The sequence below is a fragment of the Prochlorococcus sp. RS04 genome (assembly GCF_001989455.1).
GTDB lineage: Bacteria > Cyanobacteriota > Cyanobacteriia > PCC-6307 > Cyanobiaceae > Prochlorococcus_A.
This window is the reverse complement of sequence record NZ_CP018346.1, coordinates 1263875-1282014: the sequence shown is the minus strand read 5'-3', so window position 1 is coordinate 1282014 and position 18140 is coordinate 1263875. Positions and strand designations below refer to the sequence as shown.

General features: G+C 28.7%; 15 protein-coding genes and 1 tRNA gene. 7 read left to right on the top strand and 9 right to left on the bottom strand.

Translation table 11 applies throughout. The features are described 5' to 3' along the window. Window positions 1–9 precede the first annotated feature (9 nt). The 6 genes from BS621_RS07075 to BS621_RS07050 all read right to left on the bottom strand — a co-directional run bounded on the left by BS621_RS07075 (window position 10) and on the right by BS621_RS07050 (window position 7223). Window positions 10–1677, bottom strand: coding sequence for an ABC transporter ATP-binding protein (locus BS621_RS07075; RefSeq protein ID WP_198025637.1), 1668 nt, complete (start codon window positions 1675–1677; stop codon window positions 10–12). A 109-nt stretch (window positions 1678–1786) separates the two neighbouring features. After that, entirely contained in the window at window positions 1787–2497 is a 711-nt protein-coding gene (locus BS621_RS07070) for a phytanoyl-CoA dioxygenase family protein (RefSeq protein ID WP_077142313.1), read from the bottom strand. A 189-nt stretch (window positions 2498–2686) separates the two neighbouring features. Continuing rightward, complete coding sequence (locus tag BS621_RS07065; protein WP_077142312.1) at window positions 2687–3394, bottom strand: acylneuraminate cytidylyltransferase family protein; 708 nt, start codon at window positions 3392–3394, stop codon at window positions 2687–2689. 38 nt (window positions 3395–3432) lie between these two features. Next, entirely contained in the window at window positions 3433–4389 is a 957-nt protein-coding gene (locus BS621_RS07060) for a dihydrodipicolinate synthase family protein (RefSeq protein WP_077142311.1), read from the bottom strand. Then, window positions 4379–5404: a GDP-mannose 4,6-dehydratase gene (locus tag BS621_RS07055; RefSeq protein ID WP_077142310.1), complete on the bottom strand. Its 1026-nt coding sequence runs from the start codon at window positions 5402–5404 to the stop codon at window positions 4379–4381. The genes BS621_RS07060 and BS621_RS07055 overlap by 11 nt, the downstream gene beginning before the upstream one ends. Continuing rightward, window positions 5397–7223, bottom strand: coding sequence for an N-acetylneuraminate synthase family protein (locus BS621_RS07050; protein ID WP_077142309.1), 1827 nt, complete (start codon window positions 7221–7223; stop codon window positions 5397–5399). Before BS621_RS07050 ends, BS621_RS07055 begins: the two co-directional genes overlap by 8 nt. 343 nt (window positions 7224–7566) lie before the next feature. Here BS621_RS07050 and BS621_RS07045 point away from each other — a divergent pair, with 343 nt between their 5' ends. The 5 genes from BS621_RS07045 (at window position 7567) to BS621_RS07025 (ending at window position 12083) form a co-directional block, all read left to right on the top strand. Continuing rightward, the gene (locus BS621_RS07045) at window positions 7567–8094 is read left to right on the top strand and encodes a hypothetical protein (protein WP_198025638.1); all 528 of its coding nucleotides are present in this window, start codon (window positions 7567–7569) and stop codon (window positions 8092–8094) included. Continuing rightward, on the top strand, window positions 8082–9251 hold the full coding sequence (locus BS621_RS07040) for a hypothetical protein (protein WP_198025639.1): 1170 nt from the start codon (window positions 8082–8084) through the stop codon (window positions 9249–9251). Before BS621_RS07045 ends, BS621_RS07040 begins: the two co-directional genes overlap by 13 nt. Window position 9252: 1 nt before the next feature. Beyond that, window positions 9253–10077 (top strand): hypothetical protein, encoded by an 825-nt coding sequence (locus BS621_RS07035; protein ID WP_077142308.1) that lies wholly within the window; start codon window positions 9253–9255, stop codon window positions 10075–10077. An 84-nt stretch (window positions 10078–10161) separates the two neighbouring features. After that, a complete protein-coding gene (locus BS621_RS07030; protein ID WP_077142307.1) occupies window positions 10162–10503 on the top strand; it encodes a cupin in 342 nt (113 codons plus the stop codon). Window positions 10504–10508: 5 nt separating this feature from the next. Then, window positions 10509–12083, top strand: a complete 1575-nt coding sequence (locus tag BS621_RS07025; RefSeq protein ID WP_077142306.1) for a nucleoside-diphosphate-sugar pyrophosphorylase — start codon at window positions 10509–10511, stop codon at window positions 12081–12083. 319 nt (window positions 12084–12402) lie between these two features. Here the strand turns inward: BS621_RS07025 and BS621_RS07020 are convergent, their stop codons facing one another. After that, window positions 12403–13221 (bottom strand): class I SAM-dependent methyltransferase, encoded by an 819-nt coding sequence (locus BS621_RS07020; RefSeq protein ID WP_077142305.1) that lies wholly within the window; start codon window positions 13219–13221, stop codon window positions 12403–12405. A 338-nt stretch (window positions 13222–13559) separates the two neighbouring features. Here BS621_RS07020 and BS621_RS07015 point away from each other — a divergent pair, with 338 nt between their 5' ends. Together BS621_RS07015 and BS621_RS07010 are read left to right on the top strand one after the other, a co-directional pair. After that, complete coding sequence (locus tag BS621_RS07015; RefSeq protein WP_077142304.1) at window positions 13560–14372, top strand: hypothetical protein; 813 nt, start codon at window positions 13560–13562, stop codon at window positions 14370–14372. Between the two features lie 216 nt (window positions 14373–14588). Next, window positions 14589–15719: a methyltransferase domain-containing protein gene (locus BS621_RS07010; protein ID WP_077142303.1), complete on the top strand. Its 1131-nt coding sequence runs from the start codon at window positions 14589–14591 to the stop codon at window positions 15717–15719. A 353-nt stretch (window positions 15720–16072) separates the two neighbouring features. On the opposite strand, the gene BS621_RS07005 is transcribed toward BS621_RS07010, so the two are convergent. Beyond that, window positions 16073–16145, bottom strand: a tRNA-Ala gene (locus BS621_RS07005). A 100-nt stretch (window positions 16146–16245) separates the two neighbouring features. After that, the gene (locus BS621_RS07000; protein ID WP_077142302.1) at window positions 16246–18069 is read right to left on the bottom strand and encodes a hypothetical protein; all 1824 of its coding nucleotides are present in this window, start codon (window positions 18067–18069) and stop codon (window positions 16246–16248) included. Between the last annotated feature and the right edge of the window lie 71 nt (window positions 18070–18140).

The following is an 18140-nucleotide window of genomic DNA, read 5'->3' as shown; positions in this document are numbered from 1 at the left end:
AAAAATATTTTATGGTTTATAGGATTCTTCAATTTTACCTTCTGATATTCGGATAACTTTATCACAATATTTTACTGTGGAAAGTCTATGCGCTACAAGAATTACAGTTAAATCTTTACTTGTAGAAAAGATTGCTTCTATTACCTTTTTCTCAGTTAAATTATCTAGAGCACTTGTCGCCTCATCCAATATTAGTATCGATGACGCTTTGTATAAAGCTCTCGCTATGCCTATTCTTTGCCGCTGGCCTCCACTTAAGCTTATACCTCTTTCACCTATAATAGTTTCGTATCCAAATTCTGTAGATTCAATGAATTCTTGTATTTGTGCTGTTTCACAGACTCTCTTTACCTTGTCGTAGTCAATTTCCGATTTTGTAATTCCCAATGCAATATTTTCAATTATTGAAGTGTCAGTTAAGAAAATATTTTGAGGAACATGGGCAATAGATGATCTCCATTGATTAATCATATTTCTTTTATTAATATCTATACCATTTACTAAAATTCTACCAATAGAAGGTTTAAGTAAACCCATAATTAAATCAAGTAATGTACTTTTACCACAGCCACTTTTCCCTATAAAAGCGACTTTTTCCTTAGATTTAATTTGTAATTTTAGATTCCTTATGACTTCTTTTTCGGAATTTAAATACCTAAAATATAAATTTTCAATATTTATATCAGCACTTTTATTAAAAATGTTTTTTTTATATTTTTTATTTATCACATTTGGTTCAAGCTCTACCAAGTCGAGAAATCTATTAACCACTTCTTTATCTCCAGTAATTGTGAGCCATGAAAAATAAATTTGTTGTAAATTAGGCAGTAATCTTTGAAATCCTAAAGCTATAAAGCCTAGTACTGGAATAATAAGATTCGGATTGGGATTTTGAATATAAAGAGAAAAAATAAGAGTAAAAATAGTTACACCTAATAGAAGAAAAGCCTCTATTCCAAACTTTGGTATTATTTTCCAGAATTCAAGTCTATTTCTGCTATACCTTAAATTTAAATTAGGTTTTCTATAGGCATCTACATATACGTTTTGTAAATCTCCTAAGATAACTTCTCTTATTGATCCAATTCCTTCTTGGATATTTTTAAAAGTATAAGTTGTAATTTCAGAGACTAATTTACTTATTTTGCTAACTCTTCCTTTTAAGAAATAAATTAGAAAAAAATAAATAAAACATATAAAAGATATTGAAAAAAATGCAATCTTCCAATTTACTATCAAAAAGGCGCTAAAAAGTCCAATGGAAGTCACTATTGAACTTAAAAAATATAGTGTTTGATTAAAAACTATTCCTGTCTTATCAGAAAAGTTTACAATTCTGGCAATTAAATCACTGCTGTTTGTTCTTATATGGAATTCATATGATTGTGAAAGGACATTAAAATATGCTTTACTACTTAAATCGTTAACTAGATAAGCAGATAGTTTTTGACTATATTTAATATTTAGGATCTTGATAAATAACGATAAAATTACAGTTGATGCAAAAAAAAAGGAAGTTAGAATAACTAATTGATTAGAATTGTTTAGATTAAAAAAATCATATATGAATCTTAATACTTGATTATCTCTCAATCCTTCTTTATTTGAAATGGTAATGTAGAAAAATGGAAGTGCAGTACTCAAAGAGATCAGGTCTGCTAGGGAACTAGAAAACATTAAAAAAATAGCAAAAAAGAATTGTTTTTTTCTTCTTTTACTAAAAAATTTCCAAAATCTTTTAATGTATTGAAAATTTTTTTTAGACATTTAATAATTTAAAAATAACTTAGATTATTTTTCTTTTTAATTTATCGTAGAAAGTAGTTTTTTTCCAATAATGCGACCTTAATATTTGACAATTACCTTTATTAACTAACCCTTGATGATGAACGCAGTCTGTATAGAAAATAATTATGGTTCCAGCATCTCCTTCAATGGGATTAAGACCATTTAATATATATTTGGGTAAATTCCTGCTGTATTCTAAATATTCTTTTGATTCAAATTTTGGCCGATTATTAGGTAATTTTTTTTTAACCCAATGATGGCTTCCTTTAGATAATTTAAATGCACCATTATCAGAATTTAAATTATTCAAATAAAGCATAAATTTAAGCGCTGGTAGCCTGTCAAAATGAGGTTTTTGAGCAATATGTTTAGTTTTTTTTGTATCTATTGTTTGATACATTGAATTGAATTCATGGTTATTTATATTTAATGCTTTCATGAAACTCAGACAAAATTCATTGTAAATTCTAAATACCTTATAATTTGGATTGGTTAAATTTTTTTTTGTTATTATCTTATATAACCCCCCCTCATACTCATCATCATTATATTTAGTTGAAGACGAAATGAATTCCTCTGTATTTGATTTAAGATCTGGAAGAAAATTTAAGAGATTCCTAGAGAAATCTGGCTTGATAACTGAATATCCATCAATAAGAAGTTGGTATGAAATTTCCTCAAAACTTAATCCATGGAGATGAAATTCCAATTTCCTAAATTTAAAAACTGATTCATTATAATGTATATTTGGAATTTTTAAATTGCAATAATCACAGAATTATGTGATAAGTAAATAAAAAATATATTTAAAGCTATTTTTAATTTTAATTTTTTGAGGCTAAGAGCTTAAAATTCTTTTAAAAACTTTTTGGTAGATTTCAGCATAATTTTTTTAAATTTATTCGTATTTTTTTGAATAAATTTCAGCTATCTCTAAATCTTCTTTTGCATCTATATCTATTGATTCACTTCTTGTCATAATATAAGGTAAAGAATTTTCGTAAAAAGTTTTAGTTTCTTCTTTAATTAGATTAGGTTTAATAACATAAATCGCACCATTTGGGTGTAAATATGAGGTTTGATCTTGACTCCTAGTATTACCCGTTAATAATGGCGAATTAGAAAAGGGGGAATCCCAGCCGATGATTTGATCTTTTTGAAATCTTGGGGAAAAAGCAAATTGAACATGAAAGTCGTACTCGCAAGAAGAGAAAACTGATTTATTTGCTTTAAGAGATAAATTTATACATTCTTTAATGTGAATTGCTTTTCTAAAGGGGCAAGTTGGCAATCCTAAAACAAATAAATCATCATTAGAACACCAATTATATATATTATCTTTTACATAATCAAATATTTTTATTTTATCTCCAGCTTCTTTTTCACTTCTTTTATGGAAAACAAGTAAATCAGAATTTATAAAATCCTTAAGTACTTTAAAGTAGTTTTCTGAGTCAGAAGAAAAAATTATTTTATCGAAGCAATTAGTAGCTAAAAATTCTTCTACAGCCCATACTATTAAGGGTTTACCGTTTAGTTTAGCTATGTTTTTATCGGGAAATCTTTTTGAACCTGACCTTGCAGGTATAAATGCTATTTTTTGCAAAACAATTTTTAAAAACTAATATATAAATAAATTACATTTTAAGAAAATAAATCGTCAATATTGTTTTTAATTGTTTCATAGATAAGTTCTATTTCTTTAAATTCTTCTCTTTTTAAAGTGGGCATTGGCATGCGATCTCTTCTATGCATATGTCCGGATGCTTGAAGAATGGCCTTATTACATCTATGCCATCCAAACTTAGACACTGGACCTTCAAAAAAAGGATTTTCTAGATTTTCTATTATCCAGTTCATTCCACTGAAATCATTATCTTTCCAGAATTCCCAAAATTTAATTCCAATGCGAGGATTAATTATTGAAATTCCATTTAAATAACTTTTTAAACCATATTTTTTTAGAGGTAAAAAAGTTTTCTTTGTTCCTGCAAATATTGTTCTTATATTTGGTTCACAACTAAGAACTAACTTAGATATTTCTATATTTTTTGCATCTTCTTTAATAGCTAAGATATTATTTAATTCTTCTAGGCGTAAAATTAAACTCTTTGGCCAATTAATCTGTTTACCATCATAACCAGATAAGAACGGCATTTCATGGATAATTATAGGAAAATTAGTATGTTCTCCAATTAAATAGAAATGTTCAAGTACTTGGTCATCTGAGAAATATTTTTCTCTCATTATTAAGGAAATTGCGTCACCTCCATTTTCTTTAGCAGATAAAGAAAATTTTATTGATTCTTGAGTAGAGCAATGAATTGGATCTGCAACTATTATGATGTTTTTTTTATCTAATTTTTTAACACATTTAATGCAAAAATTATTAAGATCAATAATCTCTTTGTTACTCAGTTGTGAATATCTAGAATTATAAGCCATTACATAAAAAACTTTTGCTCCTCCTTCAAATAAAAAATTTATGTATTTTTCAATTGAAAAATAATCTATTGAAAAATCTTCTTTGTATGGAGTAAAAATAGTAAAAATAGGACCATCTAAAGATTCTTTCAAATCACTTAATAAGTTAGTTTTCATTTAATCTTCTCTCAATATCAGTTTTTACCATCTTACTTACTAACTCTTTAATTTTATATCTAGGCTCCCAGTTGATTTCAGATTTTAATTTTTTGTTAGAACCAATCTTTCCTTTTGTATCTGAAATCCTAAAATAATTTTCTGATACCTTACACAATATATTCCCAGTCTGCTTATGTATAACTTTTTCTTGTAATCCATTTCCTTCAAAAAAAACATCAAAGTCTGCAGCCTCGCATGCAAGTCCAATAAATTCTCTTAAGGTTGTTAATTTATTTGAAGAAAAAATAAATGAACCGACTTTATTTTTCTCTCCTAGTTCTGCCATGCCTTTTACAAAATCTTCTGCACTACTCCAATCCCTGGATGTATTTAAATTACCTAATAACATGGGGGGGCCTGAACTAATTTTTATTTTTGCAAGATTGTATGTGATTTTTCTTGTTACAAAACTTCTTGATCTTAGGGCACTCTCATGATTAAATAAAATTCCTGAAGCTATTCTTAAATTGTAAATTTTTCTGTACATTTCAGAAATCTGTAAATTTACTAACTTAGATAAACCATAGGGACTCATAGATATAGGGTAATCATCTTCAGTTAACAAATCTTTTTTATTTCCTGCAAAAATTTCGGAACTTGAAGGTATAAAACACCAGGATTTAGATTTTCGATATCTCATGGCTTCTAGTAAATTTATTGTATGTTCTACGCTATTTTCTAAGGAAGATTTAGGATTTTTATAAGAGTCAGCTACAAAGCTATCTCCAGCTAAATGATAAATCTGATCAGGATTGCAATCATCAAGTTCTTTTAAAAGTGAGAGTGAATCCCCTAGATCTAATCCTATACATTTGATTTTATTTACGATATTTAATTCTTCAAGTCGCCAAAATTTTGGTTGAGTTCCTCTTCTAAATGTGCCAATTACATTATCTCCACTCTTAACAAAAAAATCCGCAAGTAAGGATCCATCTTGTCCATTTACACCAGTAATAAAAATCGTTTTATTCATTATTAGCCATATTTAATGAATATTTTATTGCATCATGAAAACCCCTGTAGGAATTTAGATGGCCTTGCCAAACTTCTATTACTTTAGTCAGTTCGGAGTTTAATGATTTTTTTAAGAAATATTTATTTTCCTCATCCCCTTTACCAATTTGGATTCCTTCTCCATCTATGCCAATTGAATCTGCTAGGTGTATATGTCCTGCTAATGTAAAAAGATCTTCAAATGATTCCTTAGTCAAGTTGTTAGCAGCAAAACCCATTCCAAAGTGGCATATATCCAAACAAATGTTAATTGAAAATTGTTTTAAGAGTTCAATATCATCCTTATTATTAAAGACATTTAAAGATACTGAACCGCCAAAATACCAAGCAATTGGAGGGAGCCATTGAGGTAATAATTTGCAATCAAGGTTTTCATGTTTTTCAATAAGATTTTTATGATTTTCATAAAATATTTCTTTGGAAGTTTCGCATTTACTAAAACTACCAATTATGGGTACTAAAGCGTTAGTTCTTTCTTGCAAATCATTCGCAAATTTAATAACCTTTTCCAGAATTTCATTACTCTTACCTGAGATATATTCTTTATTTGAAAAAGGATCAATTATGTTGGAAGAATCGATATAGTCTGGTAAGTGTATACTGTATTTTTTATCATTAGGATAATTATTCGCACACAAATTTCCCGTTAAAACTTCTTTATAAGATAAGTGAAATTCGTAGTTTTCTAAATTAAATTGATCATTTATATTGATAAAATCATGAAGCCTCACAGGCAGTGATAATTTTGTTTTATTTGCTTTGTATTTTAATTCTTTTGATAAAAAATATGGATTATCAAAATGGCTTTTTTCAATAACTTCTCCTTTTTTAATAGATCTAAGCACTTTTTGATCTTCATATTTAAAAAATTCCCTAACTGTTATACCAGTTTGGGGACTTAATTCTTCTAAATCTTCTTGTTTTAAATATGACCCTATTTCGATATCTTTTTTTGCATATAAAGATCTCCCTAAATTTTGTTTATTTAGTAATTCACCTTGATTTAATGTCCTTGGATTATTCCCCTTCAATATTATTGGTAATGATTGAAGAAATTTATTTAATTTAGTGAATTCGTATACATCTGAACTGGTTGTATGATCTAAACCAAACGAAGATTTATCGTAAGTTATATGTCTTTCAATAATTTCTGCACCAAGTGTAGCAGCAATAAGACAATTTTCCCAATTCTCATCATGACTAGAATATCCAACTCCTCTTTGTGACAATTCTTTTAATCTTTTTATATAGCCGAGTTTACTATTTACTAAATTCAGAGGATAGTTTGATACGCAATGGAGCATCCTCCAATTTTTATATTCTTTAAACCTATCAATGCAACTTATAATTTCACTCTCTGAATTACACCCAGTAGATATTAATAATTCTTTGCCAAATGATAGCAATTTCTTAATTAATTTGAAATTTAAAAGTTCTACAGATGGAATCTTGAAAAAATCAAATTCCTTGATTTCTTTAAAATCATTTATATCTTCTAGATTAAAAAAACTAATACCAACTTTTAAATCTATTTTTCTAGCAAAGTGAAGAAGTTTTAATATTTTATCTGGAGTTAAATAATTTCTAATTATTTCTGATTTAATCATTTGGTCACCTATCTCTTCTCTTGAAGAATTGGAATAACATCTTTGTAAATTTCTGTATTGAAACTTAATTGAAGATGCTCCTGATCTAGCGGCATTTTTAATTAAAAAAACTGCTTTTTCGTAATCTCCATCATGATTTATGCCAATTTCTGCTATTAAGCTTATTTTCATTTTGAATCAAATATTTATTTATTTATATATATCATTCCAAATATACAAAAAAAATTTATTCATACTAAAGTTAAGATATTATTGATTTCTTAAACTCTTCTTTGAAAACTACTTAAGTTGACATTTATTTATAAAACACTTATCAAAATACAAAATTATGTTGATTAAGTTAACGAAAAAATAAATATTTTATTAATATTCAGCCATAGCTTTTTGATAAATAATTTGAAAATTGAAAAATTTGTTTTAATTGATACAAATTAATTCAACTGGTTTTTTTGTAAAATAAAAACAGTTAACGACAAATGATAAGATAAATTTAAATCTTAGATTTTTAATTAATTTGAATAATAAACCAAAAATATTTCTTCTTGATGTAGATGGAGTTATGACATCTGGAGATTTTTTTTACTCAGAGGAAGGTAAATTATTAAAAGTTTTTGGACCTGACGACCATGATGCTCTTACACTTTTAAAACCTTACATTGATATTAGATTTATAACAGGCGATAAAAAAGGATTTAAAATCTCCCAAAAAAGAATAGTAGAAGATATGAAATTTAAACTTGACCTTGTAAGCACTGTTAAAAGAATTGATTGGATTAAAGATAACTATAATTGCAATGATGTTATTTATATGGGAGACGGTATTTTTGATCATTATGTTATGAGAGAGGTTAGATATAGTATCGCACCCTCAAATGGTGATCCTTTTACAAAAAAAAGTGCCAATTTTGTAACTAAAAGATCAGGTGGGGACAGGTCTGTGGCTGAAGCATGCCTTCATATTCTAGAAAAGTTTTTTAAGCCTTATAACCCAAAAAATTTTCCCCATAATAAAGTTAAGTTTTCAGGTGAATGGGCAATATGATCAAGGAAATGCTTATTAGCTATATGAAGAAATGTTCTACTCTTTTAGGAGTTGGACCAATGTCATTGAATTGTGTTGATTCAGTTATTGAAATAAGCAATCATGAAAAAATTCCCTTAATTTTAATAGCCTCTAGGAGACAAATAGATTCAGAAGATTTTGGGGGGGGTTATGTGAATAATTGGTCTACAGAAGAATTTTCAAAATATGTATTTAATAAGGATAAACTTGGATTAACTTATCTTGCAAGAGACCATGGTGGCCCTTGGCAGAGTGATCTTGAAAGAAAAGAGAGATTTGGACTTCGTGAGGCTATGGAATCCGCAAAAAAATCATATAAAGTTGATATTGATGCTGGTTTTCAAATTTTACATTTAGATCCAAGTATTGATATACATGGACCTATAAGTGTTGAGGAAGGCTTAGAGAGGTTATTTGAACTATATGATTTTTGTTGTAACTATGCAAAAAAACAGGGTAAGGAAATAATTTATGAAATAGGCACTGAAGAACAAACTGGAAGCACAAACAGTCAGGAAGAGTTGCACTTTACCTTATCTAAAATTTATGAGTTTTGTGAAAAGAATAAATACCCAAAACCTACATTTGTCGTTATCCAAACAGGAACAAAAGTGAAAGAATTAAGAAATATTGGATCTTTGGACAGTCCTTTTAGGGTTAAAAAAGAAATTCCCCCAGAAATTCAGATCCCTCAAATGATTAATATATGTAAGAAATATCAGATTTATATGAAAGAACATAATGCCGACTATCTTTCTGATGAAGTTTTATCTTGGCATCCAAGACTAGGAATTCACTCTGCGAATGTAGCTCCTGAATTTGGGGTTACAGAAACTAAAGCCTTTTTAAAAACTTTAGAAAATAATGGCCTTAAAAATATCGCTAGTCAATTCTTGAGGCTTTCTTATGATTCTAGAAAATGGGATAAATGGATAATCAAAGGAAGTAAAACAACTGATAGAGAAAAAGCGATAATAGCTGGTCATTATAATTTCTCAACGCCAGAATTCATTGAAATAAAAAATAAAGCCGATAATATCCTAGACACAAAGGGTATAAATCTGGATCTTAATTTAAAAGAAGCGATTAAAAAGTCTATTTATAGATACTTAAAAAACTTTAGAATGGTACTATAAAATGAAAAGAATTTGTACGATAATTCTTAATAGGAATCTTCCTGATCCCACTAATGCACTTTATGAGCATTTAAAGAAATATGATGCTAATTATAATGACACTTATGTAATCGAAGCTGGTTCTGATAAAGATAAATTATCTAAATATTGTACATGGTACATTAATAATAATGAAGCTATTAAGAATGGTTTACGATATGGTCGGGGAATGAATTATGCACTACTTGAACTATTTAAAGAGAAAAATTGGGACAAATATGAAGCTTTCTTTTTACTAACAAATGACACAGAGCTCTATCCATTAGAAACTATAAAAACTTTATTAAATGTTCTAGAAGAACATCCAATGGTTGGGATATTATCTCCTGCCTCTAAAAATTGGGGCGAAATTAGTTTATTAAACTCTTGTCAAACCAAATATTTTTGGTTTATCCATAATAATGCTTTACTTTTAAGAAGAAAATTTATTGAAATGATAATTGAAAAAGAAAATCCTAATCACTTAAATTTTTTATTTGATGGGAGTAATTTTAGGGGATATTTTACAGAAAGTGAAATTATTGCTAAGGCATATGTCAACAATTGGGCAGCAGCAATTACAAAAAAAGTTTTTGCTGAAGAGAATGAAACTTATTTAATTGAAAAATCAGATCTTATACGTACAGAGGATTTTTTTGAGAATAGAAAGTTGTATTTAGAAGAAGGTAAGAAATGGATCAAAAGAAAGTATGGATTTAATAGCAGATGGGATATGAATCAATACGTAAAAAACTTCTATGATAAATTTTTCGAATTTCATCCAGAATTAGAACATTATAAGATTTAATTTTAATAAAATTATAATAAAATTTTAAATTTTAAAATCAACTAGACACCAGAGAAGTACTATTAATATAGTTAAAAAAAAAATATGAAAATTATAAATAAGCCATGGGGCAAGGAAGAAGTATTAGAAATCAATGACAAATATATGCTGAAAAAATTAACTATGTATGCGGGTAAAAAATGCAGCTTGCAATATCATAATTATAAAAAAGAAACCATATATATCTTAAGTGGAAAGCTTAGAATTTATAAAGGTGAAAATGAAAATGAATTGGATTCTGAAATTTATCTAAAGGGTGAATCAATCACATTAAATCCAGGACAAATTCATAGAATGGAAGGTGTTGAGGATAGTGTTTATCTAGAGGCAAGTACTCCAGAAATGGATGACGTCGTTAGGATTTTAGATGATTACAATAGAATTTAAATAATATGAAATATAAAGTACTAATCCCTACTGCTGGTTTAGGCTCAAGACTAGACAAATATACTAAATACTTAAACAAATCCTTAATAAGCATAAATCTTAAACCAATTTTATCTTGGCAAATTGAAAAGTTTTCAGAAGATACAGTATTTGTTATAGCACTTGGTTATAAAGGTAAACTTGTAAAACAATTTTTACAAATTTCTTATCCCAGTAGAAAATTTATTTTTGTAGATGTTGATAACTATAAAGGCGATGGAAGCGGTCTGGGTTATTCAATAATTCAATGTAGGAATTATTTAAATGAGCCTTTTATATTTATGTCATGCGATACATTAGTTGAGGAAAATATTCCATCTCCTAATTGTAATTGGATGGGTTATTCAAATCTAGAAAATGATAAACAATACAGGTCATTAAAAGTTAAAGATAAATTAGTATTTGATATTTGTGAAAAGGAAGTTACAGATAAAGATTGTTTTCCATATATTGGACTTGCTGGAATAAATAAACCAAAAGAATTTTGGGATCAAATGATTAAAGGTAAAGAAGAAGCTATAAGAATAGGGGAGTCATACGCACTTAAAAATTTGATAAAAACAACACCCATTAAATCCATACCATTTACTTGGCACGATACAGGTAACTTGGATTCACTTAAGAAGGCAAAAATATATTTTCAACTTAGGGAAAGTCCTACAATTTTAGAAAAAGAGAATGAATGTATCTGGTTCGTAAATGATAAAGTTATAAAATTTTCTGATGATAAGGAATTTATTAAAAATAGAGTTAAAAGGTCTAAAATAATTAAAGATTTCATTCCACATATTACTGATGTTTCTGAGAATATGTACGCATATAAAAAAGCAGATGGGGAAGTTCTCTCTAATAAAGTTAATATCCCAAAATTTATAAATTTACTTAAAGAATCTTCCATTTTTTGGAAAGATATAAAACTATCCAAAGACGAATTTAATAATTTCAAGAATAAGTGCCTAGACTTTTATAAAGTTAAAACGGAAAAAAGAATAGATTTGTTTTTTAAAAAATTTAATCACAAAGATACAATTACATATATTAATGGAGAAAAGATTCCAAAAGTTAAAGATCTTATCCTTGAGCTAGATTGGAATCATTTATCAGAAGGAATCCCATCTGATTTTCATGGTGACTTTCATCTTGAAAATATTTTATATGATGATAAAAGCAAAAAATTTATTTTCCTTGATTGGAGACAGGATTTTGCATCTAATATTAAATGTGGTGATCGATATTATGATTTTGCTAAATTAATGCATGGTTTGATAGTTAACCACAAAATAATTGAGAAAAATCTATACTCAATAAATTGGATTAATGATGATATAAATTTTGACTTAAACAGAACATTTAATCTAGTTCAATGTGAAAACTATTTTAATAATTGGTTAAATAATAATACTTACAGTTCAAGAAAAGTTTATTTATTAACTTCTCTAATTTATCTAAACATAGCAGGTCTTCATCATTATCCATATAGTGAACTTCTTTTTTCTTTAGGTAAAAGCATGCTATATAAAAATATAAACAACTTGAAATAGAAGATAAGCATTAATGCATAGCAAACTAATAGCTCACAAGATTTTGCACTGATTCTTGTAATTTATGCTCTAAAATTTGAAAGCCTAATAAAGGCAAGTGGACTCGAAATACTGAACCGCTTCATAAAATGCAGATCAACAACTAAACGCTAATAAGATTTTAAAAGTATTTTCGGGATTTTGCTCGCAGGGCTGGTCAATGATTATTCCAAAAATGAAAATAGAATTCATAGAAAAGATGATATCCTAATTTTTAATCTTTAGAGGGTGATTTTTATACTTTATTTTGAAAAATATTTTAATTAAATTAATTATTTATTCAATCAACACATCCCTCATGACATAAAGAAATTTGACTCCTATCATTTAAATAATCAAATAAGCCAAGAACTTTGGATTCTGAATCGCCATAGTTTTTTTGTTTAGATTTTATACCAACATCTAATAAGAGATCAATAAATTTTTTTGTTGTCCAAGTATTTATATGACCACCATTTTTAATATATTTTTTTTTAATTTTAGAAATTGCCCATTCACCAAATTCCAGGGTTGTCAAATTTTTTGCTGCTGAAAGTACTTCCTCTTTTTTTAATTTTGGTGGACCTCTATATAAGTCTTCTGGACAGTTCTCAAATATATTTTCTTCTTGGTAATTTGAATAACTTGCGAACCAGTGAAGGATTTTATTAGTGTTATTATTTTCTATACCAAATTTCTGCCACTCAGTTCTTCCTTTAAATCCACTTAACTCCATTAGAGTGGAATCATTATTTATTAGATTTTGATGAAGTAATTCAAAATTTGGAACTATTATTCTTAAAAGGCCATTATCCATAAGAACACGCTTAATCTCACGAAATAAATTTATTGCACATTCATCATTAATATGTTCAAAAAAATGAGAACTATAAACATACTTAATACTTTTATCCTTAAAAGGTAATATACTTTTGTCATCTAAATAATTACCATCTAATTTATCTATACCTATCCAATTAAGTTGCTTCCAATTCTTTCCAGCGCCTAAATTAATCCCTTTGTTAAAAGGTTGTTCAATAATGATATTTTTGGCAATATTTAATTTGAATTTATATCTATAGTATTTTTTCTTAAGTTTTAAAGTTAAAGGATTGCTCACCTGAAATATTCATTCTTAATAAAACTATAAATGCACTATTCTATGCTTTTTAAAAAAGTAAATTAGTAGTCTTGAAATTGTAATATTTGATCTTTAAAAAAAATTTATCCTTAGAGGTAAGTCTGAATCATATCTAAAAAGATCCCAAAATAATAAAATTTGGAGATTTTTATAAAAGAAATATTCTTCAATAATAAAATGGAACTAAGCGGTCTCGAACCCCAACAGCCTGTATGTCTTTCATAAGACAAAAAACCTTAAAATAAAATAACTTTATGATTTATGGCATTTTTTATTGATGTTATATTATTAAAAATTAACTTAAGTGATATCTAATTATGAAAATTGCAGTATGCCTTTTTGGTTTGACAGGGGGTTCTAAAGGTAGTAACGGAGAGGGTAGGGAATTAAATTTAAATAAATCTTATAAAAATTATAAGAAAATGATTTTTAAGGATTTAGATATTGACTTTTTTGCACATTCTTGGTCCGTTAATATGAAAGAAAAAATAATTAATACATATAAACCTAAATCTATTTTTGTAGAACAACAATTAGATTTTTCAAATATCTCATTAAAAGATTATAAAATTCAGAATCATAAATCTTATAAGGCTATTTTTGACAAGTATTCAAAACAAGGTGGTATTGAGAAGTTAAAAAGACTAATTTTGCAAACTCATAGTAGATGGCTAAGTGTAAAAAAATCTATCGGATTAATGAAAGAATACAAAGAAAAATTTGATGTTAATTATGATTTTGTTATTCAACTTAGATATGATTTATTTTTTACTAAGAAAATTGATTTGACGCCTGATTTAATTAACAAATTTATTTGTATTCCAAGAGCTTTTGATAACTATGAGTCACTTCATGATTTTTTATTTATCTCCTCTTATGAACAAGCCATTAAATTTTCATCTCTTTATGATCAGATATTGAACTATTCAATTAGAAGTCCTTTTGCTTCTCTAGAGCATTTAAATTATTTAAATATTAAGCCTTTTTATTATATTGATATTAATGATGTTAAACCTCTTAGGTATTATCTTAAACAATCAATACTTTCAAAAATAAAAATGTTTATTAAAAGAAAAATTGGTGAATTTAGGGTTTATTTAAAAAGTTTCTACTCAAAAGTTTTTAGTTAGCAATTTTTTAGATAAAACATTAACTTGTAAATTTTTCTAATTTGTTAACGAAAAATTATTTTAATATTAAAAATAAGTTAATAAAAAAAAAGAATAATAGAATTTCTTCTTGATTAATGAAAATATTTAATTTTCCTTCTTTTTTTTAAAATATTTTTTGTTTTTAGGAATTTAATTTACAATTTAAATAGTTTGTTTAGATCTTTTTTACCTAATATGGAAATAATTGTTAGAGATAAGGATATTATTACAGGCAACTTCGAAATGGAAGATTTGCATACTTTAAAAAACTATCCAATATTTATGGGATGTGTTAATTCAAATTTCGAGTCTGATATAAGAGTTGACCAAACTTGGCAGATATCAAAAGTAAGCGGGATAATTCAACTACGTAAATTAGTGCCATTAGAAATTCTATATGGTCAAAGCCATAATTCTGGATCTATTGGATCTATTTGGATGGATCATCATCAGAAATTTTCAGAATATATCTTAGAAAATAATCCCAAAAATGTACTAGAGATTGGGGGGGCTCATGGTATTCTCGCTAAGAATTGTTTATCAAAAGCAAAAATTCCTTGGACTATTATAGAACCAAATCCAAATCCTGTTTTTGGATGTGAGGCGAAATTTATTAAAGGATTCTTCGACAGTAAATTTAAAATAGATGATGAAGTAGATACTATTGTTCATTCTCATTTATTAGAACACTTATATGATCCTCTGCAATTTTTTAAGGATTTATCAAAAACTAAATTATCAACTTATCTTATTTTTTCTCTTCCAAATCTTCATGAGATGTTGTTAAGAAAATATACTAACTGCTTGAATTTCGAACACACCATATTTATAACTGAGCCTTTAATCGATTTCCTTTTAACCTCTAGTGGTTTTGAAATAATAGATAAAAAATATTTTAAAGAGGATCACAGCATATTCTATAAATGCATAAGAACGAAGAAATTAAAAATATCTAACTTGCCTCAAGATTATTATCAAACAAATAAGTCAATTTTTATGAGTTACATTAAATATCATCAAAACTTAATTAAAAAGTTAAATTCTGATATCAATATTAATTCTCATAGAGTATTTCTGTTTGGAGCACATATTTTTTCTCAATACCTTATAGAGTTTGGATTAAATATTAATAAAATTGAATGTATCCTAGATAATGATACTGAAAAACAAGGGAAAAGACTTTACGGTTCAAAATTATTTGTAAAATCTCCAAAAATATTGAAAGATATTAATAACCCATTAATTATTTTGAAAGCGGGTACTTACAATAATGAGATAAAAGAAGATATTTTAAAAAACATTAATCCAAATGCAAAATTTATATAAAATTATATCTTTCTTTGACCGCAATGGACATAACAACCTGCTTTTAATCTTGCATCTATTTCATTAAAATCATCATCTAAAAAATCTTCTTTTTACTATCTTTCAATTTTAAATTTCAGAAATGTTGATTAAATCATTCTGATTTTCTCGACTTAATAAAGAAAGCATCTTTAATTCATTAAATTTTTCTATTTTGATTTCTTTCCAAACCCTAAAAACCTATTTGCAAGGGTTGCGGCTCGCAGAGTAGCTGGCAGAGAACCCATATTTATACATTATTATTCGATACGTATTATTGTTGATTATTGTTGATTACTGACCAAACTAATTGGTATAACTAGCGAAAATCCTAATGGAGCCAAGCGGACTCGAACCGCTGACCCCCTGCATGCCATGCAGGTGCTCTACCAACTGAGCTATGGCCCCATAATCTTATGATTTATTAAGATAATACATTATTAATATGCTTCCTTAGAAGGCAGAAAGAACTAAATATAATAAAAACCATAAATAAATAATGGAAGCTTTATTTTGGTGTCCCAAAACGCCAAACCAGACTAACGTCCAAGGTATTAGCATCTAGATTCCCTTCTCTAGAAATCACTTTTCCTATGCCAGTTTGAAGGCTGAAGTCATTATTTAACTTGTACTTTAAACCAACACTCGGTTTGTACAATAAGGCGCTACCGCTATCAACGCCGCCGCCCCCTCCTGCACCTATGAGCATTTCACCAAAGAGGTTCCAATTCTTCCAACTCGGGCTAATAACGCCTAACCCCCAGTGACCTTCAGAATAGCCGCCTGCCCCGCCGCCATATGCGCTTAATCCTTGGCCTGTAAGGTACCACCAATCGTTTAGCATCCAGTCAATTTTACCTCCCAAAAGTTGCATATCTCGTAAAGAATTTCCCTTACGTTGCGCATCAAAATACCATTGGTGCGTTGGGCGAAAGCGCCATCTAGTTGTTTTTATAAGCTCAGTTTCCTCTAGGGGAGCGCCTTTTTGATCCTGTGCAAAAGTTTCCTCTACGTATGCCAAATTCAATCCAACATATTGGGTGTCAAAATTGCCATCTGGAGCGGTTAGATAGCCGCTGTCCATAATTAAGCTAAGATCACTCGAAAGTCGATATTCTAGGCCTAGATTTCCTCTAGCGACAAATCCTCCCCCTGTTCCAACGTCCCCGCCGCCGGCGCCGCCGATGGTTAGTGAGGGGAGTAAGGCAATACGATCGTTTTTGGTTAAGGGAAGGCGATAGCCTAGCCCAGCTAAAAGTTCAGCGTAACCTCCTACATCACCAAATGCTGCACCGGCAGTTTCAAAGGTGGTAAACCAGTTTTCATTGAGAAAATAAGAATACTCTACGCCGACGAGACCCAATTGATTATCAAGCGACTTTCCAGATACGGTTTTGCTGCCGCTGTATGGTGAGTAGGAGCGAACGCGAGCAGCCAAATGAGATCGGTGACGGCTTAAATTGCTCCATTCGGTACCAAAATAGTCAGTCGCAGCAATCCCATTATCATCTGAATTATCTATCAGTGAACTGAAAGGGAACTCCATTGAAAGCGCGATTGCATCGCTAGAAATATCTCCGTTGGGGAAATCTACATAGGCATAATTCAGGCCAAGTAACCCCCAGTTAAAGTTGTACTTGATACCTATATGGGGACGAATATGTAACCCTCCTCCATCCGGAGCCGCACCGCCGCCACCAGCACCTACATATCCACCAACATCTATATTCCATTTATCGGTTAACTTGCCTTCCATGCCCAATGTATAGCCACCAGTAAAGAAACCACCACGGCGTCCGGTCGCTGCTCCATAAGCTGTGATCCCACCGTACAGCCAAGGATTAAATCTTTCATAAGCACCTAAACCATATAAACCCATTTGTTCACCTTCCTCTGGCATATCAATCTCCTCAAAGGAAAATCGTAAGATACGATTCCTCCAAGTTGCAGGTTTCTTGGCAACATCAGGATTTATAAAATCTTCTTGTGAATTCTCAAGTTTGTACTTTTCCCAAATAATTGCATCTTGCCCTATAGCCTCAAAATCAGAGGACTGTTTTTTTAGTTTTGTATCTATTGGATCTTCTTTCGATTTCTCAATTTTGTACTTTTCCCAAATAATTGCATCTTGCCCGAAAGTCTCAAAATCAGAAGACTGTTTTTTTAGTTTTGTATCTATAGGATCTTTTCTTGATTTCTCAATTTTGTACTTTTCCCAAATAATTGCATCTTGCCCTATAGCCTCAAAAAATGTACTTAAACTTAAATTCGTAAAAAAAACAAACCAGAATATTGATTTAAAATAAAAAATTTTCTCTCCTCTAAAAATCACGGCAAATCTTTATAGATTTAATAATAGATAATAACACGATGAATAATAACTAAATATGGTTTTAAAAACTA